The following is a 25,481-nucleotide window of genomic DNA, read 5'->3' as shown; positions in this document are numbered from 1 at the left end:
TCCCAATTCCCAATTCCCAATTCCCAATTCCCAATTCCCAATTCCCAATTCCCAATTCCCAATTCCCAATTCCCAATTCCTAATTCCCAATTCCCAATATATTATGATTGACAAAGAAGAAGTTCGGAAAGTAGCAAATTTAGCCCGATTGGAATTAACGCCGGAAGAAGAAGAGCAGTTTACTGGTCAACTGAACGGTATTTTGGATTATTTTGAGCAGTTGAGAGAACTGGATACAAGTAAGGTACAGCCGACTACTCGGGCGATTGATGTTAGCAATATTATGCGATCGGACGATTTGCAACCTTTTGCTAACGGAGAAAGTATTTTGGAGGGAGCACCCGATCGCGATGGGGAGTTTTTTAAAGTTCCTAAGATTATGTAGGTTTATAGCGATCGATCTGTAATGTTCATTGTTGGGATGACAGTCAGTCATGTACGTATTAATTGGTGGAGCAGGAATGATGGGGCTGAGTTTAGCCCAGCAGTTATTAAAACTCGGTCATACGGTTGCAATCATCGATCTCGACCCGCTTGCCTGTCGCTTTGCTCGTGAAAAAATCGGAGTGATGACATTTGAAGGCAGTGCGGTGAGCACAACGGTTCTTCTGGAAGCCGGAATTAAACAAGCAAGCGCAGTCATTACAGCACTCAGGGATGATGCACTGAATTTAGCGCTGATCACCTTATCCAGGAGCTATGGCATTTCCCATATTGTGGTGCGAATGCGCGAGCGCGAATTCCTGGAAGCCTATCGCATTGCCGGAGCCAGTCACATCATCAGCACTATTGATTTGGCTGTCGCAACAATGGCGAATGCGATTGAATACCCCCAAATCGAGTCGATGATGCACTTTGAACAAGGACAAGTCGAGGTGCTAAAGCTGCCCGTTCCAGGCGATTGCAATGTGGCAGGTCGCACCGTTGCTCAAATTGCTCAAGACCCCCGCTTTCCAACAGGTTCGCTGATTATTGGTTATCAATGCCATGCCTGCGCCAATCTGGAGATTCCGAACGGCAATACTGTTCTAGAAGCAGGTTCTACCATCCTCGTCGTCACCCGTCCAGAGCTAGTTCACCCAATGATTGATTACCTAGGCATTCGCGCTAGTCATCTGCCAACGTTAGAAGTTTCTCATCCAAATCTTTGATGTAAGGATGAACCAGATCCTCTGGAACAATTCGCTTGCGGAGGGCATCGCTAACGGCTCCTTTTTCTGCTAAAAGCAATCGCCGTCGAATCGTATCTAGCCCGCTGCGATCGCCCTCTATTTGACCGGCCCGATGTTTATTGTATAGATCGCGCAGCTCTCGCTCAGAGTGTGCTACTCGTGCTTGATACGATGCCCACAACTCCTCGTAAACTGCCTTCGGCAACACGCCAGATTTCAGCAAACTATCTAGCTCATCTTGAGCCGCTTTGGAAGCGATCAACTGAATCTGTAACTGCCCAGCTTCCTGCATTACATCAGAAACACGGCTAATTTTTAGCCGTTTTACTATCCACGGTAAACTTAATCCCTGTCCGACCAAGGAGAATAAAACTGCACCGAAAACCAGGGCAATAATGTTATCGCGTCCTGGTAGGGTCAAGGGAATCGCAACAGCTAAGGCCATTGAGAGAGACCCTTTAATATTCCCTAAAACCAAAATGTGCTGCCAGCGTAGCGGAATGGGGCGATCGAACCAGCGCAGCCCCGCTAATAACAAATAGACCGAGAGAATCCGTCCCAGTTGATAGGCCAGAATGACCAATAAAATGGATGGCAAAATTCTCCACAGCGTCAGCGGGTTAATTTCAATTCCAATCAGCAGGAAAATAAACGTATTGACGCCAAAACCAGCGTATTCCCAGAAACTCAGCAAGGTAATCCGATCCGAGGCAGACGAACTGCGAGGCAGCCCGAGGTTGCCAAAAACAAGTCCGGTGATGACCACGGCCACCGCGCCCGATACGCCTAAAAATTGTCCGATTTGGAAGGTTCCCAATGCGAGAGCGACGGTTAGCAAAAGGCTACTCAACGGATCGTTTAAGCGAACAAATATCGGCACGCTCAAGTAACCTAAAACACCCCCGACCACTGCCCCACCTAACGCAACCACGAGCAGTTCCTTCACGCCTTGTACAGCGGTGAGAGATCCTGTCGCATAAATTACCAAAACCAAATTAAATGAAATTAGAGCAGCCGCATCATTGAACAGAGTTTCTCCTTCCACGATGGTGGATAGCCGGGAAGGCACACGGATCTCCTTAAAAACTGCGATCATTGAGACAGTATCCGTATTTGCCAGAATGACTCCGATCAGCAATGCCGGAATCCAGTCTAGCCCTAGCCCAAATTTAACCAGAACAGCGATAATTGCTGAGGAAAAGATCGAGCCTGGACCCGCCAGCAGGGCGATCGGCTTAAAGGTGCTGCGGAGACGGCTGATATCAGTATTGATCGAGGCTTCAAAAATCAGAATTGGTAGGAAAAGATTTAATACTAAAGATGGATCTAAACCAATTCGACGGGACAAAACCTCTGTGATTGGTAACCCTGCCAACACCAAACCTGTAACATAAGGAATTCTTAATCGCTGGGTTACCAGAGCAACAACAGTTGCAAGCAGCAGCAGAATGATCAAGATGATGATCATTTCTGGAATGGCTCCTGACGTTTGGCTTTCTATGGCGGAACTGCTACCTAGGGGGGGTTGTTGCGCTACAATCCACTGCATTACCGATGCTCCTCCATAAACTTGCTTTCCTGCGTTTGAGTCTACAGGAGATGATTCACTCTGATTTAGGCGTAACTGCATATATTATGCTGTGTTTGGATGAATATCGATGGAGCTGAAACAGCATCTCTGGGTTTGTTGGGCGATCGGCGCGATCGTCATTACCTCTTGTTGCTCCCAAACTGCCTGACAAGGGCAACAATCTGATATCGCTGCGATCGTCATTACCTCTTGTTGCTCCCAAACTGCCTGACAAGGGCAACAATCTGATACAGAGCGTAAAACCTCACACTGCTCTAGAAGCTAGTTTCCTGCTAGAAGAGATGGGCTGTCACAGAGCAATCAGTTTATTCACTTTCGGGAAATAGTTATGACAACCGATCGCACCACAAAATCTCGCTGGCTTTTCGCCCTTTGGCAATTGACGATCGTTTCGCTTAGCCTGGTTCTCATTTTTGCTCTTGCTTATTGGAGCCTGGATGCACTGGAATGGGGAGGACTTCAGGAGCGTAATGGGAAACCTGTAGCTGGATTTCTGCCCTTTTTGTATTTCAGTGTCGAAACATTTTTCCGAATTGGCTATGGCACTCAAACTCCAGTGGGATTAGCTTGGGCAATCGTCACTTTAGAGGCAATGAGCCATTTCCTAGTCGAAGTGGTCTTTATTGCTCACTTGGCTACTCTAGGCTTGCATAGACTGATTTCGCTGAGCGATCGCACGGGGAGCATCTCATATTTGTAAAAATACTTCTTTTGACTCCCGATTTCTGACCGAAAGCATCCAGGATACAAGCCCCCGGATTCATCCGTGGAGAAATAAAAAACCTGTTTCCGATGAAACTTGCCCCCCGAATTTATCCGTGGGGTCAATGCTTCAATTCTTTAATCTAAAATCTAAAATCGATTGACTCTTTCCTCCTGTCCCGCAGTCTCGGGCCTCCTACCTCCAATTTCTAGCTTGGCTGCTTTCATTGAGATGCTCCCGATCGCACGCGCCTTGAAAACACTTTGAATCGTTTTTAGATTGCATTTTTTCTGGTAGCTCTGGATGATTGCAAAACCCTTAGATGCTCATTCCTCACTCAACTGATTGAATAGAGATTGACCTGCGCTCAGTCCAGCTTGCTGTTGCTCAATGCTTGAGGAAGGACAAAGTACGCATACAAATAACGTATGTTGAGTCATCACAGTGACATTTTTAATACAGTGCTTCAACTAGCAATCGTGACGGAATTGATGCTGACAAATTTTCAATATCGTGCTTGAAATAAAATAGAAACGGAGAGAAAATGGTAAAATTAGTAGTCTTTTTGTCTGTATTGATTCAGCTTTGCCTTCTTATTCTGTTTGATAAACAGATGGACTGATGTAGGAATTTGTCCTCCACCGTGTAGATAACTTCGTAACCTAGGATTCAGAGGTTAGTGTGGTATAAATCAGGTTGGTCTTAATTGTTCGATACTGATTAATCTGTTCTGCTAAGTTACATGATAAAATCTTTAAATCTGGTTTAGTTACTGCTGTTATTGTACCTCCTCTTTATGAGAAAGATTCTAGATATTCATACTGGTGGACAATTATTAGTTTTTTTTATATTTAGATTTGTTAACTTTAAAGAAATTTAAAAAAGCCTTAGATTATACTTATTTGTAGTGCATTTAAAGAGATTTAAAACATTCTGCCATAAATATCAGTATGCCTACTTAGCTACCGCCGGTTCTTCAATTTCTTATTAGTAAAATTACGCACATGACCACTAGCATTTTTGGTTACCACCTCAGCGAAGCCATTTACGAAAGTGTCAATACTATTATTTATCGCGGCACACAAGAACTCGATCGAACCTCGGCGATTGTCAAAACCTTCAAAGCTGAGCATCCGACAATCGAAGAAATTTCCCGCTTAAGACACGAACATAAAATCCTCAGACATTTAAAAAGTGAAGGAATAGTAAAGTCTATAGCCTTAGAAAACTATCATAACGGCTTAGCCCTGATAGTAGAAAATTTTAGCGGTCAATCTTTGAAAGATTTTCTCCACAGTCAACCCTTGGCTATAAACCCATTTCTCAAAATCGGAATCCAGTTAGCCAAAACTCTTGGGGAGATCCATCACAGTAATGTTATACATAAAGATATTAAGCCCGAAAATATCCTAATTAACCCAAAAACAAAAGAAGTAAAAATAATTGATTTTAGCATTGCTTCTCTCTTAGATCGAGAAAATCAAACCGTCACCAATCCCAACTTATTAGAAGGAACTCTCGCCTATATGTCGCCGGAACAAACCGGCAGAATGAACCGCTCAGTTGACTACCGTACCGACTTTTACTCCCTCGGTATTACATTTTATGAAATGCTGACTGGCAAGCTACCTTTTGCGGCAAAAGACCCCCTAGAATTCGTTCACTGCCATATAGCTAAAGCACCAATACCTCCTAAAGAACTGAATGCAGAAATCCCGGATGCAGTTTCTGAGATCGTAATGAAATTATTATCTAAAACCGCTGAAGATAGATATCAAAGTGCTTTGGGACTAAAGGTTGACTTAGAAACCTGCCAGCAGATGCTTTCTTCAGGAGAAATTTGCCACTTTATTATAGGTCAACTAGATTCCTACAGCCAATTTCTGATTCCGCAAAAACTCTATGGACGGGAAAGGGAAGTTGCTAGTTTGCTAGAAGCCTTCGCTCGCGTCAGTGGTGGGAAAACGGAAATGATGCTAGTTTCCGGTTATTCAGGTATCGGCAAATCTTCCTTGGTTAACGAAGTTGATAAACCTATAGTCGGATCGCGAGGGTATTTTCTTTCTGGTAAATTTGACCAATTTAAGCGGAATATTCCTTATGCTTCTTTAATTCAAGCATTTCAAGGATTGATGCGGCAACTGCTAACTGAAAGTTCCGCTCAAATAGCAATTTGGAAAGCTAAAATTCTCGAAGCACTTGGTGCCAATGGGCAAATTATTATTGATGTTATTCCCGAAGTAGAAAAGATTGTCGATCCACAGCCTGCGGTTCCGACCTTGGGACCGACTGAATCTCAAAACCGATTTAATCGAGTGTTTCAAAAATTTATACAGGTGTTTAGTAAAGCCGAACACCCCCTAGTGATATTTTTGGATGACTTGCAGTGGGCCGATTCAGCTTCCCTCAAACTCATCCAGTTAATTATGACCGATCCAGATAGCAAATATCTGCTATTAATTGGGGCTTATCGGGATAATGAAGTCAGTGCCACTCATCCCTTAATTTATACCTTAGAGCAAATTCAAAAGACCAGGGCAACAGTAAATAATATTATCCTCCAATCTTTAGAGATATCTCATGTTAACCAATTAGTGAGCGAAACTCTTCGCAGTCAAATTTCCCAAGTTGCGCCCCTCGCTGAGTTAGTTTTTAATAAAACCCAGGGGAATCCCTTCTTCTTAACTCAACTACTCAAGTCTCTTTATCAAGACAAACTCCTATCTTTTGATTTCGATCGAGTTTGTTGGCAGTGGGATATTCAACAGCTTCAAGGCATTGAGATTAGCAATAACGTCGTCGAATTGATGGTCAGCCAGATTCAAAAGCTATCGTCCCAGACGCAGAATGTCTTAAAATTAGCTGCCTGTATTGGAGATAAATTCAGTTTAGATGTTTTGGCAATTGCTAATAAAAAATCCCAGTCAGAGACGGCAATAGATTTATGGGAAGCGCTACAAACTGGTTTCGTTCTGCCGCTAGATAATTCCTACAAAATCCCCTTATTATTTGACCCGGAAACATCCAGAGAAAAGTCAACCGAGCAGTTTAATGTCACCTACAAGTTTTTGCACGACCGAGTGCAACAGGCATCTTATTGTCTGATCCCCGACGAGCAGAAAAAAGAAGCTCACCTAAAAATCGGTCAACTACTGCTGCATTCCACAACGCCTGAAGAACGAAAAGAAAATATCTTTGCACTGGTTAACCAACTAAATTACGGAACGGATTTAATCACTTTGGAGTTGGAAAGATATGAGCTGGCAGACCTCAATCTGATCGCCGGACAGAAAGCCAAAGCAGCAACAGCTTATGAATCGGCTGTCAAATATTTGAATATGGGTTTAGGACTTCTCGCGGAGGATAGCTGGGAGATTCAATATGAGCTGACGTTTAACCTCTATCTGGAAGCAGCAGAAACTGAATATATAAACACTAACTTTGAGCGATCGCAACAGTTGTCTGAGACTATCCTGAAACAAGCGAAAACACTTCTGGAAAAAGGCAAGGTCTACGAACTTAGAATTCAATTAGAGATGTCTGAAAATCGGAGGCAATCAGCTATAGAGAATGGGCTCGCAGTTCTGGAAATGTTCGGAATTCGCTTAGAGCAAGAACCTCCTCAAGAACTGATATTTGATGATTTAGCTAACTTGCCAGCAATGACAGAGCCCGATAAACTCGCAGCTATGCGAATATTAAATCTCATTATAACACCGGCTTTTATTGTAGATCCTGCGATGTTTCCGCGAATTCTTTATACAAAAATAACCTTGTCTATTAAGTATGGAAATTCGCCTCAATCTGCTTTTGCTTATGTTTGGTATGGAGTGCTAATCTGTGGAGGTTTAGGAGACATAGATTCTGGATATCGTTTTGGTAAATTAGCGATTTTACTACTAGAAAAACTTAACACAGTCAGCCTTAAATCGAAAATAGTTTGTATATTCAATTGTCTTGTCAGATTTTGGAAAGATCCACTTACTGCTACCATAGAACCTTTGGTTGATGCAATTCAAAGTGGTATGGAAACTGGAGATATAGAATATGCTTGTCACAGTATAGCCAATTATTGCAATCACTTATTTTTGAGCGGGGGAGAACTACAAAAACTTGAGCAAGAACAGGCAAAATATGTTGCCATGACTATTCAACTCAAACAAGAATATGATACTTTATTTGTTAAAGTTTACCAGCAAATAGTTGACAATTTACTGGACAAAAACTCGGACAAATACCATTTACGAGGTGCCAGCTTTAATGAAGAAGAACTACTGCCAGGAATTATAGCTTCTAACAATGGGACTTTGCTCTATGCCTATTATGCCGGCAAAATGATGCTATCTTATTTATTTAAAGAGTTTAATCAAACAGTGATGATTGCTCATTTAGCATTAAAATATGCCAGCATGGGGGCAGGATTAATGCACATGAGTATCTACAACTTCTACTATTCTCTTGCCCTCCTAGCACTGTCTCCAAAAGCCTCGGCAAAAGAGAAAGAAGAATATCTAAGTGAAGTAGCAGCAAACCAAGAAAAAATGAAGACTTGGGCGTTTCATGCGCCGTGCAACTTCCAGCATAAGTATGACTTAGTAGAAGCAGAAAAAGCGCGGATTTTGGGACAACCTTTAGAAGCTAGCGATTATTACGATCGCGCGATAGCAGGAGCCAAAGAACAGGGATATATCCAAGAAGAATGCTTAGCCAACGAACTGGCGGCAGAATTTTATTTGTCCCGCTCTAAAGATAAAATTGCTCGGGTTTATTTAACCGATGCTTACTACGGATATATTCGCTGGGGAGCTAAAGCTATAGTCAAAGATTTGGAAGCCAGATATCCTCAAATATTTTCCCGGATAGCCAAGCCAGAAACTCAACGTAGCCAGGTCGGTATGACCACTACTGCGACGAGTGGAGGGAGTGCAGGATCTCTAGATTTAGCTACTGTGATCAAAGCATCTCAAGCTCTTTCTGGTGAAATTGTGCTGAGTAAGCTGCTGGCGAAGTTGATGAAAATTGCGATCGAGAATGCGGGTGCTCAAAGTGGCACTTTCATTTTAGAAAAAGCTGGAAATCTACTAATTGAAGCCTACGGAACCGTAGATAGCGATGTAGAAGTGCTGCAAACAATACCCGTAGAAAAAAGTCAGCAACTACCCATATCTTTGATTAACTATGTTGCCCGAACTCAGGAAAATGTTGTATTAAACGATGCGAGTTGTGAGGGAACCTTCACGGCAGATACTTATATCGTCAACCAAAAACCCAAGTCAGTATTATGCACTCCTATCATCCATCAAGGCAAACTGACTGGCATTTTTTACTTAGAAAATAATCTCACAACTGGTGCTTTTACTCCAGATCGTTTAGAAGTTTTACAACTTTTATCTTCTCAAGCAGCTATTTCGATTGAAAATGCCCGTCTCTATAACGATTTGGAAGCAGCCAACGCCAGTTTAGAAGCAAAGGTGGCAGAAAGAACGCAACAGTTGCAAGAAAAAAATATCCATTTACAAAAAGCAGAAGAATTAGCGAAAGCCGCCAACTCTGCCAAAAGTGAGTTTCTTGCTAATATGAGCCACGAACTCCGAACGCCACTTAATGGCATTTTGGGTTACACCCAAATCCTCAAGCGACAAAAAAACTTGGCTGAACAGCAAAAAGATGGTCTGAACGTAATTAATCAGTGTGGCGAACACCTCTTAACCCTAATTAACGATATTTTAGACCTGTCCAAAATCGAAGCCAGAAAAATGGAAATCCACCTGAGTAATTTCCCTTTCTCAGAATTTTTGGAAGGCATCGCTGAAATTTGCAATATTCGCGCAGAACAAAAGGGAATCTCTCTGATTTACGAGCCAATTACCAAACTACCTCTTGCCGTCGAGGGTGATGAAAAACGGTTGCGGCAAGTTTTAATCAACTTGCTCGGCAATGCGATTAAGTTTACTGAACAAGGTGGGGTGGCATTCAAAGTAGGATATCAGGATGGCAAAATCCGGTTTCAAGTGGAAGATACCGGAGTTGGTATGGCACCAGAGCAATTGCAAGACATATTTTTGCCTTTTCACCAAGTAGGAGAGGCCAACCTTAAGGTTGAAGGAACAGGATTAGGACTGGCAATTAGCCGCCAATTAGTCCAGATGATGGGCGGTGAAATAAAGGTGAAGAGTACATTAGGACAAGGGAGCGTTTTCTTCTTCGATTTAGATTTGCCAGAGGTATCGGAATGGGCGACTAATGCAGCCAAAGCGAATGCTCACATCATCGTTGGTTTCAAAGGCGAAAAGCGAAAAATTCTCATCGCTGACGACAAGTGGCAGAATCGCTCGATGATGGTGGGAATGCTTCAGCCTTTAGGATTTGAACTTGTGGAAGCAATGGAGGGCCAAGACTGTTTAAACAAGGCGCAAGAGTTTAAACCCGATTGTATCTTAATGGACTTGATGATGCCAATAATGAGCGGCTTAGAAGCGACCCGCCGGATTCGGAAATCACAAGGTCAGACTAATTTAGTGGTGATTGCTACTTCGGCCAGCGTTTTTGATTTTGATAAACAACAAAGTGTGGAGGTAGGTTGCAATGATTTTATTCCCAAGCCCATACGAATAGAGGAGCTTTTAGAAAAATTACGTACTCATTTAGGGTTAGAATGGATCTATGAAGAAAATTTGGAAGAAATTCGGAAATCCGAAACAGAAAAAAAATCTTTAAGCTCTGAAATTGTAGCTCCACCCGATGAAGAAATCGCCGCTTTATTCAATCTAGCGATGATGGGCGATCTGCGAGCCATTGGGGACAAAGCTACAAAGCTAGAACAACTTAATGAACAGTGGGGGCCCTTTGCTACCCATCTGCGCCAGTTAGTGAAAGGATTTGAAGAAAAACAAATCTTGGAGTTTATTAAGAAATATAGGAATGCAAAATAATGACTAGCGAATTTCACGAACAAAGCACAATTTTAATCGTAGATGATACCCCCACTAATTTAGGTGTCCTGTTCGATTTTTTGGCTGATTATGGCTTCAAAGTATTGGTAGCTAGGGATGGGCAAAGTGCTCTCCAGAAGGTCGAATATGCCGCGCCCGATTTGATCCTGTTGGATGTGCTTATGCCGGGAATAGATGGGTTTGAAACTTGCAGCCGTTTGAAAGCCAATGATTTAACGAGAGACATTCCCGTGATTTTTATGACGGCTCTTGCGGATACGGTGGATAAGGTTAAAGGCTTGAGTCTTGGTGCGGTGGATTATATCACTAAGCCTCTTCAGCATGAAGAGGTTTTAGCTCGCGTTAATGTCCACATGAAGATCCGCAACCTGTCGAAGAAACTCTTAGAGAAAAATGTGTGCTTGCAAGCAGAAATCGAACAGCGTGTCAAAGCGGAATCCTCGCTCTTGAAGCTAGCATCGGAGTTGGAAAGGCGAGTTGAGGAAAGGACGGCGGAACTTTTTCAATCCAATCAATTGCTCAAACAGGAGATTCGAGAGCGTCTGCAAGCAGAGGCGGGATTGCAACAATCGGAAGCTCAATTGCGAACCCAATCTCAATGCTTAGAAAAAGCTTTTCGCGAATTGCAATTGACCCAGACTAAACTTGTGCAGAGCGAAAAAATGTCTTCTCTAGGTCAGCTTGTTGCAGGTGTAGCTCATGAAATAAATAATCCCGTTAATTTTATTTTTGGGAATCTTTCTTACGCCCATGACTATACCAAAAGTCTGATTGAACTCGTGAATCTTTATCAGCAGGAATTCCCCGTTTCGGGGAAAAAAATTGAAGAAAAAATAGACGAGATCGAACTGGAGTTTTTGGTTGAAGACTTGCCTAAACTGCTGATGTCAATGAAGGTAGGTGTAGACCGTATTCGCGAAATTGTTCAGTCGCTGCGAATCTTCTCGCGATTGGATGAATCTGAGATGAAACCAGTGGATATTCACCAGGGTATTGATAGCACTCTGTTGATTTTGCATAACCGTGTTAAAGGCAGGGGCGATCGACCTCCAATTGAGGTGGTCAGAGAGTTCGGCCATCTGCCTCTGGTAGAGTGTTATGCTGGTCAGCTTAACCAGGTGTTTATGAATCTTGTTGCTAATGCTATTGATGCCTTAGATGATTATAATATGACGAGATCGTTAAGTGAAATGAAAGCTAATCCTTCTAAAATTTTTATTCGCACTGAGGTCACGGAATCTAATCGGGTGTTAATCCAGATTAAGGATAATGGGCCGGGGATGACAGAAGACATTAGCCAACGCCTATTTGAGCCATTTTTTACTACTAAGCCTGTAGGGAAGGGTACTGGTATTGGGTTGTCAATTTCCCATCAGATTGTAGTGGAGAAACATGGCGGTCAGCTCAATTGTATTTCAGCTCCTAATCAGGGGGCAAAGTTTATTATTGATATTCCAATTCACCAGCGAGTTTTAGCGAACAATTTCATTACGATGTCTGAAACAGCTTTGGGAATTTCTTAGCGGGACTTAAACAAATTTTACCCAAATAAATTCCAAACGGGATTGACAGGCAGTAAATACGTCTATATTTTCTTGCAACCAGCGCACAAATTTATAAAATATAGCTGTTCTCAAAGCTGACAAAGCATCAGTATCATGGAATTATATTGGTCGCAACTTAAGTCTTTTCTGCGTAAGTTTTCTCGAACCAAAACAAAAATGATTGATACATTAATTGCCGTCGCACTCGATTTAATCAATCCTCAACATCTAAAAAACTGGTTTACTAAATGCTGCTACTGTCATCTGTAAGCTTGCAATCTGCTGTAGGTGGGTGCGATGCCTGCGGCCATTGGTGACAATTAAGCTTAAGTTCCCCGCTTCGCAGGGCTGTTTCATTCTCTTGTAGGGGCAGCGTATAGTGGCTGCCCCAATCTCACCAAACACCTGTACGGGCAATCCCTCCGCGGTTGCCCTCATGGATGGGAAGGGTCGGCATTCTTGGCACTACCCCGACAAAACCCTGGTTTTCCTGAGAATGAAAAAGCCCTGGGTTTAAAAGGATACCGTTGGCGAATTCATCAAAGAGAAACCAGAGCTAATTGTCTTGTCTGGGAGTAGGGTAATCGTCCTTTCTTACCTTTGATTCAGTTAGCATCATAGACACGCCACGTCCGAATCTCCCAACGTTTAAGGACAGGTTCAGCAATCAGGACCTCATTTTCTCTTACCTCCATGACGATCAAATAATCTCCCTGGTTAAATCTGTCGTTGTAAATTCTTGCTTGTTCTTCTGGCACCAACCATCCTTGAAGTGCGCCATATAGACCACCAGCAGTTGCAGCAATCCCACTTCCAAGGAAAGTTGCTAAAATGCTTTCCACCGCTAATGCCGGACCAATACCGGGAATTAGCAGGCTGCTGAGTCCAACAATCAAGGCTAGTGAACCTAGTCGTATGCTGCCTAAGATCGCGCCTACTTGTGCACCTGCTGCTCTTGTGATTAAAATTTTCTGCACACCCAGAGAGTACAGATCATCATTGTCAGAAGGTTTAGCAATCACTGAAATCTTGTGCATGGGGAAGCCCCTGCTTTTTAGCTCAACTAGCGCCTGCTCTGCGTTTCGATGATTAGTAAATAGGCCGCTAGCACGTTTGAAATTTTGGGAAGTCATGAGAAAAATTGAATATTTAACGGCGTAATTTTGAAGGGCAGTCTAGAAAGACAATCGGAACTAACACCCCACAAAAGCAACCTAATTAAGAGGTGCAAAACGCTTTAGCAAAGCTGACAGAGCAAGCATGGGCAGTCCGCATCCGACGCAAATCAAACCCTGCATCGGGCTTAAGGCTTCAGTGTCGAATAGCTGGTTCATAATACCCCATTGGCTAAACAGGAATTGGAGAATGAAAACGCTCCCAATGCCGATCGCTACCGCGTAGCCAACCGATTCATCTTTACCGCGTAATTTCGCGACGATCCCCGGAACAAAGCGGCTAATGCTTAACAGGTAAAAAGCTTCTGCGGCAACCAACGCTTGAATTGCCATCGTCCGGGCTAAAGCTTCATTGTCTGTGGTTGGGACGATCCATTCAAACGTTCCAAAGATCGCAATCCAGTTAAAGAGTGAAACTGTCAGAATCCGGGCGATCAGCCTGCGAGACAGCAGCGGTTCGTTAGCGGGTCGAGGTGGCTGTTGCATGACATCGGGAGAGGGCGGCTCAAATGCCAACGGTAAGCTCAACGCAACTGAACTGACCATATTCAGCCAGAGAATTTGTACTGGCAAAATGGGTAGCGGGGTTGCCAAAAGTACGGCAATCAAGATGGTCATGGACTCTCCACCATTCACGGGCAGGATGAAGGCGATCGCCCGCAGTAGATTTTTGTAAACCGTGCGTCCTTCTTCAACGGCTTTCTCGATCGAAGCAAAGTTGTCATCCGTCAGAATCATATCCGCTGCTTCTTTTGTAACTTCGGTGCCTGTAATACCCATCGCCACCCCAATGTCAGCTTGCTTCAGGGCGGGAGCATCGTTAACTCCATCTCCAGTCATCGCCACAATCTCGCCTTTAGACTGAAGTGCTTCGACAATGCGGAGCTTTTGTTCTGGCGCTACACGAGCAAATACACAGCTTTGTTCAACAGCATTGGCTAATTGCTGCTGATTCATTTGAGCGAGTTCTTGACCCGTAAAAACGGGAGCCTCTTGGGTTTGATTCAGTCCCATTTGGTGCGCGATCGCTGCTGCTGTTTTGGCATGGTCGCCCGTAATCATCTTGACCTGAATTCCCGCAGACCGACAGGCTTGAATCGCTTGAATCGCTTCGGGGCGAGGCGGGTCGATCATGCCTTGCAGCCCCAGAAAAGTTAACCCTTGCTCAATATCAGAATGCTCAATTGAAGATTGAGAAGCGGGTACAACTTTCTTGGCAAGTGCCAGAACTCGCAACCCTTTTTTCGCCATTCTGTCCACGGTTTGCTCGATCGGCACGGGGTTGAGGGATCTCGTCTCTCCCTCTTCATCCAGCATCTGGCGACACCGCTTGAGAATTGCCTCAATTGAACCCTTGACATAAATCAACCGTTCTGGACGATCGTCATGTAAGGTTGCCATGTATTGAAACTGAGATTCAAACGGCAGTGTATCGAGCCGGGAAAGCGCTTCCTCCAGTTTCTCAGTAATTAACCCCGCTTTTTGGGCTACCGCAACCAGCGCCCCTTCCGTTGGACTACCGACTACAGTCCAGTTTCCATCTTGCACTTCTAAATGCGAATCGTTGCACAAAAGTCCTGCTTGCAGGCATTCATATAAAGCAGGTGCGATCGTCAGATCGACGGAATTTCCATTTACAGAAATTTCCCCGTCTGGTACGTATCCTCCACCGCTAACCCGATATCGCTTGCCACCGGCATCAATCTCCTGAACTGTCATTTGATTCTCAGTCAAGGTTCCGGTTTTGTCGGAACAAATCACGGTGGTGCTACCCAACGTCTCAATTGCCGGAAGTTTGCGAATAATGGCGTGCTGCTTTGCCATCCGGGAAACCCCGATCGCCAGTGTCACGGTTAAAATCGCGGGTAAGCCTTCTGGAATTGCGCTGACGGCAAGCGCCACAGATGCCTTGAACACCTCAACCCAAGAAAATCTCTGGGCAATGCCTGCAGCAAAGGTGAAGGCAGCCAAACCTAAAATGACATAGAGCAAGGTTTTGCTAAATTTGTCAATTTTGCGACTCAGTGGGGTTTCCAACGTGGTGCTTTGCTGCATGAGTTGGGAGATGTGTCCGGTCTCGGTCATGTCACCAATGCTGACGACCAGTCCGCGTCCCTGTCCAAACGTTACCAGGCTTCCGGTATACGCCATGTTCGTGCGATCGGCCAGTGGAGCGTCTGCCTCTAGCGCCTGGGATTCCTTCTCAACCGGGACAGATTCTCCCGTTAACGCTGACTCATCGACCTGTAAGTCACGGACTTCGATCAGCCGCAGATCTGCAGACACTTTATCCCCAGAAGACAGCAAGACGAGATCGCCAGGAACCAGTTCGCTGGATGAAACCACTTGCTTTTGACCGTGGCGGAAAATAGTTGCCTCGGTGGTAACTGATTTTGCCAGAGCTGCGATCGCATTTTCTGCCTTTGACTCTTGAAGGAAACCAATGGTGGCGTTCGTCAGAGCAACCCCCAAAATTACACCTGAATCAATCCACTCTTTCAGAAATGCTGTTACTATCCCAGCAGCTAACAAAATGTAGATTAGCGGCTGATTCAGTTGCTGAAGAAATCGCAGCCAAGCACTTTGCTGCTTCTGAGCCGTTAGTTGATTGGGGCCGAGGCGATCGCGCCGCTCTGCTGCCACATCAGAAGATAGCCCTATTTCAAGGTCACTCTCTAAAAGCCGAGCCACTTTCTCCACGGAGAGGTGATGCCAAGAGTGTTCTAGTAATTTCTCATTCGTTGCATTCATAAATAACGCTTATTGTCAAGCCAAGTGCTTGTCTGTTGTTTAGTCTTGTTTCTAGCGTCATTGATGAATGTGAGCGAAAAATGATCGACTGATTTCTGTTACTCATATTTGGATCACATTTGCTCCATATACTTACGCAGAGAACGGATTGAGATAGCTTATGAACTTGGAAACCTTAATTTACTGGATTTGATTTATTGCGGTATTTAATCGGGTTGTAAAAAGCATTACTTTTGATGGATGAGCTATCGGACATTCACTTGTTAAGTTGAGATTATCAAATACTTCATGCTGAGGTTTATCGGCAAAATTGCGTTTCAAAACAAACAAAACAGACAAAGAATATGCAATTATCAATGCTATTTGCAAAAGGAATCAGCGTCAGCACTGCTGCAATTTTGGGTTTAGCTGCTTGCAACCCGCCCAATACTTCACAGACAACTGTTCCATCTACTTCTGCTCCCACAACTGTAACTGAAAATACGACTGCTCCAACCGCTCCTGCGCCTGCAACCACGACCGCACAGACGGGTCAGAATCAAGACATTGACGATATTGCCGATCGCGTAGAAGATGCCTTGGACTCCGATGGCACCCTCAAGCAATTCGATTTGGACGCAGACGATCGGGGTAATGCGATTGTGTTAACCGGGCGCGTTCAAACGGCCGAACAAAAAGCATTGGCAGAACAAATTGCTCGGCAAATTGCACCGAATATTTCGATAAATAACGAAATCGTCATTCAGTAGTTGCTAACAGTGAAGTGGCAAGAGTATTTGGCGCTTCTTGCCACTTGAGGAATTGCGCGATCGCAGCCAGGAAACCTATGGATTTGGCAACCTTATTTGACTGGATGCGATCGCAATATTGAAACAATAAACTTATTCAACGATCTCGTAACGGACTAACTGGCGAACATTTTGACGCGATAACTGTAGTTCTTGCGCGATCGCTGTCTCTATCTGGGTTGCGTCAGTCATTGGCAATTCTAATTGCAATCGCTTCAAAATGGGTTCTGCTGTTTCTACCGCAACCAGGGTTGTTCCTTGTTTTCGGTTAATCACCGCGTTGATCAGCAATATATTGACAGACACCGTTGCTTTAAGCTGGGTATCTGCCTGAAGTTTATTCTTTACGATCTGGGGTTGTTGTAATTCTTGAGCCATTAGGAAACTGGAACCAACCCAAAACGCGATCGCCACAAACGGTAGCGGCAACCAAAATTCTGCGCCTGATGCTTTTAGCCAAAGTTTAGTAACCTGCCACATAATACACCTATTTGTTTTAAACGCTTGGCCTGCAATCCATTTGCACTTTAGTGGAGCGATCGCTCTGCTGAAATCCTACTCAAGGGAAATGCGTCAAATGTTCCAGTTCGATATTCACACCGATTAGCGATGTGGGCTGAACAAAATTACAACGGTTCCCATCAGGGAAATTGTAACACCAAGCAAGTCCCACTTATCTGGCTTAACTCCTTCAATCAGCCACAACCAAACCAGAGATGCAAGAATGTAAATACCGACCTAGGCAGCATATACTCTTCCAGCGTTTGAAGCATTGACTTGAGTTAGAGAAAGCGCAAAACAGATTAAAGCTAAAATGCCTGGAAAAATCCACAAAATACTCTTTTCAAGTCTCACCCCATGCCCAGAAAGCGTAACACCCGGAGATTTCTCCTAAAGCTGCAAGTACAAAAAAAGCAAGTGTTGGCATTTTTAGATTAATGCTTAAAATAGGTAAATTCCATCGGCATATCAACAGCAATTCTCATTTTGAAACCCTTGCACTATAAATTGAGCTTTCAAGCCTAGATTGCTAACGAGGGAATAATGGTTTCAGATACCGAAATTCCTCAAAATAGCGAGTTTGGATGGGAATCACTCTCATAATCTTGCATAATGAGACCTGCTGTCACCATACCTCTTATGTCAGATCAACTTATGTCAGATCGACCTGCACTCCTAATCGAACTGCTCCATGCGGCTTACGCAGCCTTCAACGCGCGAGACATTGACGCTGCCCTTGCCCTCATGACTACGGACGTGGCTTGGCCGAAAGCGTTCAAAGGCGGTTTTGTCCGTGGGCCTGAAGAAGTTCGCGCTTACTGGACGGAGCAATGGAGCGAGATCGATCCGCACGTCGAGCCGGTTTCCTTTTACTCGGAGGAGGCCGGGCGCATTTTGGTCGATGTGCATCAGGTCGTGCGTGACTTGGCTGGAGCAGTTATTGCCGATGAGCACGTGGGCCATCGATTCACCCTTGAACACGGCTTGATTCAAGCTATGGAAGTCTGTCCACTTCCATCGTCCACCCCAGAGTCCTAACCAGTTCAAACTTCTCTGCCATCAGCCAAATTAAAGAAAAATATGAGAATCCTACTTGTGGAGGACGACCCAAAGCAACTGATGCCGCTTCAAACAGTGCTGTCTCAGGCAGGACATAGCGTAGATGGGGTAAAAGATGGAGAGACGGCACAGTGGCTGTTATCAGAAAAAGATTATGATTTGTTGATCCTGGACTGGATGTTGCCACATATCAGTGGGGTAAATCTCTGTCGTCAGTATCGAGCCACAGGGAAAACAGCTCCGGTTTTGATGATCACGGCAAGAGACACCACGCCTGAAAAAGTTACCGGGTTAGATGCAGGTGCCGATGATTATCTCGTGAAACCGATCGATTTGGTTGAATTCATGGCACGAGTGCGGGCATTAAGACGGCGATCGCCCCTTTGGCAAGGAGATACGCTCAGCCTTGAGGATCTGCACCTCCACCTCGATACTCTTACCGTTGAGCGACAAGGTGCAACCGTTTCCCTCTCCAGTCGCGAGTTTCAGTTGTTGGAGTATTTTATGCGTCATCCCCGGCAAGTTTTGACTCGGAATCAGATTGAACAAGGCGTGTGGGAATGGGGGACTGAACCAGAGAGCAATGCGATCGCAGTTCTAGTTCGCAAACTCCGCCAACGCTTGCAGGCTGTAGGAGCCGCAGACTGGATTGAGAGCATTTACGGTATGGGTTATCGCCTGACTTCCCCTCAAAAGCAACGATCGTGAAGGCAAGCCGTGTTCAATCAAAGTCGTCGCAATTTGGCTCGTTGGTTCACCCTCTCAATGGGAAGCATTCTCGTGCTGTTTGCGGGGGTGATTTACCAGATTGAGGTGAAAGATAAACTAGAAGCCCTTGACTTACTGCTCTATGACAAAACTAGAGTCATGGCTGCAAGCGTGTATTATGAAGTTCGTCAAAACCAGAATCAGGTCGATTTGAGTCATGTCCCCTTGTTAGGCAGTGGGTCTCATCCCCTTGCAGAAGATCTGATTTACGTGCGCTGGTATAACGCACAAAGGCGGCTCGTTCGTTTTTTTGGGACTCCTTCCCCAGAGCAGTTAAATACGCCCTTTGGTTATCTGACTGTTCGATCGACTGACTCATTTTTGGGAAAAGGGATCTGGCTGCGTCAGGTGACATTACCAGTCGAAGGCAGAACCGGGGTGCTTGGCTATCTTCAGGTTGCAACTCCGCTGACAGAAACCGAAGACAGCCTGACTCAGTTTCAGATTGTACTCACTTTCGCGGTGCCGATCGCACTGGGAGTAATTGCACTCACAGGTTGGTTTCTTAGTGGACTGGCGATGCAACCCATTCAGCAAGCTTACCAACAGCTTCAACGGTTCACAGCCGATGCTTCTCATGAGTTGCGATCGCCCCTCTCTGCCATCCTCACCAATGCCCAGCTTGGGTTAATGATTGCGGCTGATGATTCGCGTTACCATCCTCCCTTAGAAAACATTGTAGATAGCGCCAAATCAATGGGAGCGCTGGTGAATAATTTGCTGCTGTTAGCTCGTCATCAAGGACGGCTTGTGCCTGAATCGCTCCAGTTAATCAATCTCAACGATCTGCTGGGCAATTTAGCAACCCAGTTCGCTCCGCTTGCACAATCTCAGAACCTCAAACTAACCGACAAACCCTCTGAGCAACCGATCGAATTGTGGGCTGATCCTGATTTGCTACGGCAGGTAGTCGAAAACTTGCTCAACAATGCCTGTAAATACACGCCTGCTGGCGGAATGGTACAATTACGCTTAATTTCTCATCCAGGCTGGGCAATCATTCAGGTACTCGACACGGGCATCGGCATTCCAGAAGCGGACTTACCCTATATTTTCGATCGCTTTTATCGAGTGGACACTGAGCGATCGCTCGATAGTGGTGGATTTGGGCTAGGGTTAGCGATCGTCCAACAGATTGTCCAGGCACATGGTGGAAAAATTCATGTGACGAGTGAAGTGGGCAAAGGCTCAACGTTTCAGATTGAACTGCCGCTCAAATCTTATCACTAAGCCGCCTCAAACGAGAGAGAAGGTTCACTCTGTTGTAGGCGTAACTGTAACGAATATGGTGTGTTTGGATGAATGCCGATGAAGCTGAAACAGCATTTCTGGGCTTATTGGGCGATCGCCGCGATCGTCATTACCTCTTGTTCAGAGCAAACTACCTCACAAAGGCAACAACCTGATACAAAACGTGAAACCTCACTGAGATCGGTCACGTTAGATAAAACAAAAGTTGTGATGGGACAAACCGTATATGTCCCTATTTACTCGCATATTTATCACTACAATAGCCGGGATGATGTGATGGAGTTGTCAGCCACGCTCAGTATTCGCAATACGGATATGACAAATTCGATTATTATCACTTCCGTGCGTTATTACGATACGAATGGGCAATTAATTAGGCAGGATATTAAGAGTCCTGTAGAACTCAAGCCGCTTGCTTCCACAAACTTTTTCATTGCAGCAAATGATACAAATGGAGGCTCAGGTGCCAACTTTATTGTGGAGTGGGTTGCAGAAAAAACGGTTTATGAGCCTGTCATTGAAGCTGTCATGATTAGTACCTCTTTTTCTCAGGGCATTTCATTTGTTAGTCCAGCTAAAGTTCTCAAGCAACACAGGATGAAGAAATGATTTTAGGAGATTAGCTTACTGCTCTAGAAGGTAGTTTGCGACTAGGCTAGAAGCTATTGACGAACTGCTGTCAAAATATTTAATATTAATTGCGGTTGCACTCCTGATGACACAGAGGAAACGGCAGTGCCGTTTCCCTACCCAGATTAATTGTAGGGAAACGGCACTGCCGTTTCCTGGCTGTGGGTTATACAGCGTATTGCAGGTTTATGAAGTAGTAGGGACACGGCAGTGCCGTATCCCTACCTGCCGTGTCCCTACCGGGCTCGAAGGATAGTGGGCGCTCCTGTGCAACTACACGGCACATGAGAGGTTGTGACGAGGGCTTTCGTTCTGACCAACTTTATTGCTAAATTCTCACTCCAAAAGATGCGGCTAATTCCCGTTCTGGCTGCATACCAACTGTCGGCGGCATGGAACGATTTGCTATCTGTTCGATCAATTGTAATTGCTGCGGCAACATTTTAGCTAAACTGTAGCGTTCTAGAGCGGTTTGACGGGCTTTGACGCGAATTTCTGCCATGCGGGTAGGATGGTCTAAAACTTCGTCAATGCGATCGGCTACTTGTTTCGGCGAGAAGTAATCGACGATTAAACCGTTCTCTCCGTCGCGGATAACTTCTCTCACTGGCCCGGTGTCGGAACCGATTACTAAACATCCTGCCGATAAAGATTCAATCATCGACCAAGATAGTACGAAAGGTCTGGTTAAATAAACGTGTACGTCGGATGCTTGAATTACTTTTAAATACAGTCCGTAAGGTAGGGGGCCGACAAAGTGAACTCGCGACATATCTAGCGGCACTTTTTTGAGCATATGGTCTTTGTAAGACTCGCCGTTTGGTAAAGAACGGCCGTAACAAACTCTGTCTGAACCAACAATTACAACGTGACAGTTGGGGCGGCGTTCTTGCAAATAGGCGATCGACTCAATGAACTCTGGAAAGCCCCGATAAGGTTCCATTCCCCGCGATACATAGGTGACAATTTCATCAACGCCCGACAAATCTAAGTTGGGCAAAATTAGTTTAGCGCCTGGATCTGGTTTGAAGTAATCGGTGTCTACGCCGTCGTGGAGTACGGACAATTTTTGCTGCAATTCTGGAGGAAATTGCGATCGCTGCCAGTATGTAGGCGACAAACCCCAATCGCAAGAGTATAAATCGATCAAAATCGGCGCATTTTTGATTCTAATTCTCGCCATGTCGTCAACTGTTAAAGGTTCCGCCGGATCAAAATCTGCGTCGGAACCAATAGAGTGATAAAACCACTCGAAATAACACAAAAGCGGCGTATTTGGAAAAGCTTCTTTGACAAACAGTGTCGGCCCCCAACCGGAATGTCCGCAAATAATATCGGGTACAAAACCGTCTGCTTTGAGTTGTTCTGCCATTCTAAACACGGCTTGTCCGTAAATGACGGCACTTTCTAAAGGGCGGACGTATTGGTGAGTCTGCGGGTTAGGTTCGCGGCTTGGTGTAAATGCTGCTTTGCGAACGCCGGGAATGTTCCATTCGGGACGCTCGTTTTTAGTGCCGAAAACAATTTGATTTTTGGGATCGGCGCCTAAAGCCGTGATTATGTGGCGGTACTGGGCGGGGAAGTTTGGGTGAAGAAATAATGCTTTCATTTGGCAGTTAGCAGTTGGCAGTTGGCAGTTGGCAGTTGGTAGTTGGCAGTTAGCCCGATTGCTTGTCGAATGGTTGGCAGTTGTTAGTAAAAATTCAGTATTTAACTGCGAGTAAAAGCTTTGATTTTACTCTTGGTAGGGAGGTGCTTTGCAGATCCAGACGCAATCTCGCGGTACTGAAGTTGTGTTTTTCAGGATGATTTCATAGTTTAAATGGTTGAGAAATTTTTCCATAATTGTATCAGTCATTATTGAGAATGCAGTACCATCTCTGCGTCCCAATAAGTTTTTATCCCACTCGCTGGCGAATTTTTCCCAGCCCAATTCGGTGAGAATATTGCCGTGGTGAAAGACGCAAAGGCGATCGCCCCGCAGCAGTTTGGGAATGCGTGTTAGGTAGTTGAATATGTCTACGGGTTCTACGTGTACCATTGTATCGTAGCAAAAGCAGACATCGGCTGCACCGGGGGCGATGCCGTCTAATGTTAAACCGTCGAGTTTGACGTAGGAAACGCGATCGTCTCCCAAGCGCGATCGGGCGGCTTGCAGCATTTGACTGGAAATGTCAGCACAAATTAGGCGATCGCAATATTTCAGCAGCAGTGAACCAGTTTTTCCGCCGCCGATACCAATTTCTAAAACCGTATGTTCTTTTTTGATATACGGCGCTATAAATTGCTGTTCGATCAGCGCTTCGTATTCGCTTAAGGAGTTGGCGGCACCTGCGGCTTTACCTATCCATTCGTCGCCAATGTGGGCAAGTTCGGCATTAGTTTTTTGCCACTGTTGGGCGTAACTGTCCCATGCGGTTTCATAATCTACTTTAGGCGGTATTATTTCCATTATTTTTGGGTTTTTTTCTCAGAATACACAAACAAAAATCACTTGATAGTCCTCCCGGCAAATCCATTAATATTTTCTCAATCTCCAGTAATAATTTGACAATAGTTTCACTCTTTGGAGATCCATCAGAAAGTTGACAGTGATCTAACAAAGGGTAAATTTCGTGAAGCAAACCCCCGCCGGCTTGATTCAATACTTCTACATCAAAGTAGAATTTTAAGAAAGGAAGTATCAACTTTGACCGGACGGCTTCTGAAGGATCTTTCGTAAATATTTTATCAATACTGGGATTTAAAAATATTTCACTTGTTCCCGACCTCAACCGGGAGTCAAAACATCGGTAAATGCGATTGATCAAATCGAGTTGATTTTCATTGTATATATTATAGCAATCTCCGATGTATTCGTTGACAATAAAATATCCATCGGGTTTTAAACATTTCTGAATGGTTGATAAACATCGTTCTATTTCTTTGACGTGATGCAGCGAACCAGAGCAAAAAACTATATCGTACTTTTTGTTTTCGTCAATTATAAATGAATTAAAATCATCTTGATATAAATTAATCTTTACTCCCGCTGCTGCGGCATCTTTCCTAGCAATTTCTAAAGAAGTTTCAGAAAAATCAAAGGCATCAATTTGAGTAGCCAATCCTAATTTAGCCATCAAAATCTCGTGATTTCCCACTCCGCAACCAACAGACAAAAGATTATCAAACCGTTGTTTTTTGAAGAAGCTATTTACTAGCCATGTTAACCAATAACCTTCTGTTTGTCCCCCTGATAACCTATAATTTACAGTTTTTGAGATAATCGGATTGGATAACCAGTAACCCTCCTTTGTAAATCCGGCTGTTGGGTTAGATTGCCAGTATTTTTGAGCTATTAATTTATGGGAATTTTCATTTTGTCTGTTTTCAGAATTTGAGAACATAGTTTTTTTTTAACTCTGGTATTAGATTTAAAGTCTATTATGTGTAAAATCAGCTTCTGTAAAAATTTTAGGGGAAGTAAATCGCTATAAAATTGTGGTTGCTAGTTATGGGCCGGCAAATATCTTCCTGCGTCGCACACAACACACAAATCACCCGCAAAAGTGGAAACTCTCTAAAGCTCTCGCCGCCATCGGCGAACCAAACTTGTTAAAATAAGTTTACCACGATTCGCTTTCCTCCAGATTCCCAGCAACCATTTTTCTAAGATTTTCGGATTTTTATGTCTCAAAATACACAAACAAAAATCACTTGATAGTCCTGTCGGCAAATCCATTAAGATTGTCTCAAACTCAAGCAATAACTTGACAATTGTTTCACTCTTGGGGTCTCCATCAGAAAGTTGACAGTGATCTAACAAAGGGTACATTTCGTAAAGCAAACCCCCACCAGCGGGATTTAAAACTTCCATATCAAAGTAGAACTTCAAGAAAGGAAGTATCAGCTTTGACCTGACTGCTTCCGAAGGATCTTTCGCAAATACTTGCTCAATACTAGGACGAGAAAACGTTTCACTTGTTCCCGACCTTAGCGTGTAGTCAAAACATTTGTAAATGCGATCGAGCAAATCTACTTGATTTTCATTGTATATATTATAGCAATCTCCTATGTATTCATTGACAATAAAATATCCATCGGGCTTTAAACATTTTTGAATGGTTGATAAACATCGTTCGAGTTCTTTGACATGATGCAGCGAACCAGAGCAAAAAACTATATCATATTTTTTGTTCTTGTCAATTATAAATGAGTTAAAGTCATCTTGATAAAAATTAATATTTACTCCCGCTGCTGTGGCATCTTTTCTAGCTATTTCTAAAGAAGTTTCGGAAAAATCAAAGGCATCAATTTGAGTAGCAAATCCTAATTTGGCCATCAGAATCTCGTGATTGCCTACTCCGCAACCAATAGACAAAAGATTATCAAACCGTCGCTTTTTGAAGAATTTATTTACTAACCAGCATAGCCAGTAATTTTCTGTTTTTCCACCTGATAGCCGATGATTTACAGCTTTTTCAATAATCGGATTAGATAGCCAGTAACCGTCTTTTGCGATTACGGCTGTTTGGTTAGATTCACAGTAATTTTGAGCTGTAGATTTATCGAGATTTTCATCTTCTGTATTATTAGAGGAATTTGATGGCATATTT

Annotated in this window: 20 protein-coding genes; 10 read left to right on the top strand and 10 right to left on the bottom strand. The window is 44.1% G+C overall.

Annotated features, from left to right (window positions below; genetic code table 11):
- Positions 1-103 precede the first annotated feature (103 nt).
- Together gatC and QUB13_RS03245 are read left to right on the top strand one after the other, a co-directional pair.
- Positions 104-385 (top strand): Asp-tRNA(Asn)/Glu-tRNA(Gln) amidotransferase subunit GatC, encoded by a 282-nt coding sequence (gene gatC / locus QUB13_RS03250; protein ID WP_333378895.1) that lies wholly within the window; start codon positions 104-106, stop codon positions 383-385.
- Between the two features lie 49 nt (positions 386-434).
- Positions 435-1,151, top strand: a complete 717-nt coding sequence (locus tag QUB13_RS03245; RefSeq protein ID WP_333378893.1) for a potassium channel family protein — start codon at positions 435-437, stop codon at positions 1,149-1,151.
- Here QUB13_RS03245 and QUB13_RS03240 read toward each other — a convergent pair.
- Both QUB13_RS03240 and QUB13_RS03235 read right to left on the bottom strand, forming a co-directional pair.
- Complete coding sequence (locus QUB13_RS03240) at positions 1,108-2,721, bottom strand: cation:proton antiporter (protein WP_333378891.1); 1,614 nt, start codon at positions 2,719-2,721, stop codon at positions 1,108-1,110. The two genes, QUB13_RS03245 and QUB13_RS03240, sit on opposite strands and share 44 nt — an antisense overlap.
- Before the next feature lie 55 nt (positions 2,722-2,776).
- The gene (locus tag QUB13_RS03235) at positions 2,777-2,977 is read right to left on the bottom strand and encodes a hypothetical protein (RefSeq protein ID WP_333378889.1); all 201 of its coding nucleotides are present in this window, start codon (positions 2,975-2,977) and stop codon (positions 2,777-2,779) included.
- 114 nt (positions 2,978-3,091) lie between these two features.
- Between QUB13_RS03235 and QUB13_RS03230 the strand changes: the two genes are divergently transcribed.
- The 3 genes from QUB13_RS03230 to QUB13_RS03220 all read left to right on the top strand — a co-directional run bounded on the left by QUB13_RS03230 (position 3,092) and on the right by QUB13_RS03220 (position 11,942).
- Positions 3,092-3,463 carry an ion channel gene (locus QUB13_RS03230; RefSeq protein ID WP_333378887.1) on the top strand — a complete coding sequence of 124 codons (372 nt, stop codon included), beginning with the start codon at positions 3,092-3,094 and terminating at the stop codon, positions 3,461-3,463.
- A gap of 1,007 nt (positions 3,464-4,470) precedes the next feature.
- On the top strand, positions 4,471-10,398 hold the full coding sequence (locus QUB13_RS03225) for a hybrid sensor histidine kinase/response regulator (protein ID WP_333378885.1): 5,928 nt from the start codon (positions 4,471-4,473) through the stop codon (positions 10,396-10,398).
- A complete protein-coding gene (locus QUB13_RS03220) occupies positions 10,398-11,942 on the top strand; it encodes a hybrid sensor histidine kinase/response regulator (RefSeq protein ID WP_333378883.1) in 1,545 nt (514 codons plus the stop codon). The genes QUB13_RS03225 and QUB13_RS03220 overlap by 1 nt, the downstream gene beginning before the upstream one ends.
- A gap of 626 nt (positions 11,943-12,568) precedes the next feature.
- Here the strand turns inward: QUB13_RS03220 and QUB13_RS03215 are convergent.
- The gene (locus tag QUB13_RS03215; RefSeq protein ID WP_333378881.1) at positions 12,569-13,096 is read right to left on the bottom strand and encodes a hypothetical protein; all 528 of its coding nucleotides are present in this window, start codon (positions 13,094-13,096) and stop codon (positions 12,569-12,571) included.
- Positions 13,097-13,177: 81 nt separating this feature from the next.
- The gene (locus QUB13_RS03210) at positions 13,178-15,889 is read right to left on the bottom strand and encodes a cation-translocating P-type ATPase (protein WP_333378879.1); all 2,712 of its coding nucleotides are present in this window, start codon (positions 15,887-15,889) and stop codon (positions 13,178-13,180) included.
- Between the two features lie 356 nt (positions 15,890-16,245).
- On the opposite strand from QUB13_RS03210, the gene QUB13_RS03205 reads away from it, so the two are divergent.
- On the top strand, positions 16,246-16,638 hold the full coding sequence (locus QUB13_RS03205; protein WP_333378877.1) for a BON domain-containing protein: 393 nt from the start codon (positions 16,246-16,248) through the stop codon (positions 16,636-16,638).
- 132 nt (positions 16,639-16,770) lie between these two features.
- On the opposite strand, the gene QUB13_RS03200 is transcribed toward QUB13_RS03205, so the two are convergent.
- On the bottom strand, positions 16,771-17,157 hold the full coding sequence (locus QUB13_RS03200) for a hypothetical protein (RefSeq protein ID WP_333378875.1): 387 nt from the start codon (positions 17,155-17,157) through the stop codon (positions 16,771-16,773).
- 123 nt (positions 17,158-17,280) lie between these two features.
- Positions 17,281-17,403, bottom strand: coding sequence for a hypothetical protein (locus tag QUB13_RS30380; RefSeq protein WP_442922127.1), 123 nt, complete (start codon positions 17,401-17,403; stop codon positions 17,281-17,283).
- Positions 17,404-17,832: 429 nt separating this feature from the next.
- On the opposite strand from QUB13_RS30380, the gene QUB13_RS03195 reads away from it, so the two are divergent.
- The 4 genes from QUB13_RS03195 (at position 17,833) to QUB13_RS03180 (ending at position 20,865) form a co-directional block, all read left to right on the top strand.
- Positions 17,833-18,216 (top strand): nuclear transport factor 2 family protein, encoded by a 384-nt coding sequence (locus QUB13_RS03195; RefSeq protein ID WP_333378873.1) that lies wholly within the window; start codon positions 17,833-17,835, stop codon positions 18,214-18,216.
- 42 nt (positions 18,217-18,258) lie between these two features.
- Positions 18,259-18,945 carry a two-component system response regulator RppA gene (gene rppA / locus QUB13_RS03190; RefSeq protein ID WP_333378871.1) on the top strand — a complete coding sequence of 229 codons (687 nt, stop codon included), beginning with the start codon at positions 18,259-18,261 and terminating at the stop codon, positions 18,943-18,945.
- A gap of 9 nt (positions 18,946-18,954) precedes the next feature.
- Positions 18,955-20,235, top strand: coding sequence for a sensor histidine kinase (locus QUB13_RS03185; protein ID WP_333378869.1), 1,281 nt, complete (start codon positions 18,955-18,957; stop codon positions 20,233-20,235).
- A 78-nt stretch (positions 20,236-20,313) separates the two neighbouring features.
- Positions 20,314-20,865 carry a DUF3124 domain-containing protein gene (locus QUB13_RS03180; RefSeq protein ID WP_333378866.1) on the top strand — a complete coding sequence of 184 codons (552 nt, stop codon included), beginning with the start codon at positions 20,314-20,316 and terminating at the stop codon, positions 20,863-20,865.
- A 349-nt stretch (positions 20,866-21,214) separates the two neighbouring features.
- Here the strand turns inward: QUB13_RS03180 and QUB13_RS03175 are convergent, their stop codons facing one another.
- The 4 genes from QUB13_RS03175 to QUB13_RS03160 all read right to left on the bottom strand — a co-directional run bounded on the left by QUB13_RS03175 (position 21,215) and on the right by QUB13_RS03160 (position 25,477).
- The gene (locus tag QUB13_RS03175) at positions 21,215-22,495 is read right to left on the bottom strand and encodes a glycosyltransferase family 4 protein (RefSeq protein ID WP_333378864.1); all 1,281 of its coding nucleotides are present in this window, start codon (positions 22,493-22,495) and stop codon (positions 21,215-21,217) included.
- A 126-nt stretch (positions 22,496-22,621) separates the two neighbouring features.
- On the bottom strand, positions 22,622-23,338 hold the full coding sequence (locus tag QUB13_RS03170) for a class I SAM-dependent methyltransferase (RefSeq protein ID WP_333378862.1): 717 nt from the start codon (positions 23,336-23,338) through the stop codon (positions 22,622-22,624).
- Entirely contained in the window at positions 23,319-24,272 is a 954-nt protein-coding gene (locus QUB13_RS03165; RefSeq protein WP_333378860.1) for a class I SAM-dependent methyltransferase, read from the bottom strand. The genes QUB13_RS03170 and QUB13_RS03165 overlap by 20 nt, the downstream gene beginning before the upstream one ends.
- Before the next feature lie 173 nt (positions 24,273-24,445).
- The gene (locus tag QUB13_RS03160; protein ID WP_333087668.1) at positions 24,446-25,477 is read right to left on the bottom strand and encodes a class I SAM-dependent methyltransferase; all 1,032 of its coding nucleotides are present in this window, start codon (positions 25,475-25,477) and stop codon (positions 24,446-24,448) included.
- Between the last annotated feature and the right edge of the window lie 4 nt (positions 25,478-25,481).

This window comes from Microcoleus sp. B4-D4 (genome assembly GCF_036705185.1).
Taxonomy (GTDB): Bacteria; Cyanobacteriota; Cyanobacteriia; order Cyanobacteriales; family Microcoleaceae; genus Microcoleus.
The sequence above is the reverse complement of the archived record's forward strand: the minus strand, read 5'-3'. Positions and strand labels throughout refer to the sequence as shown.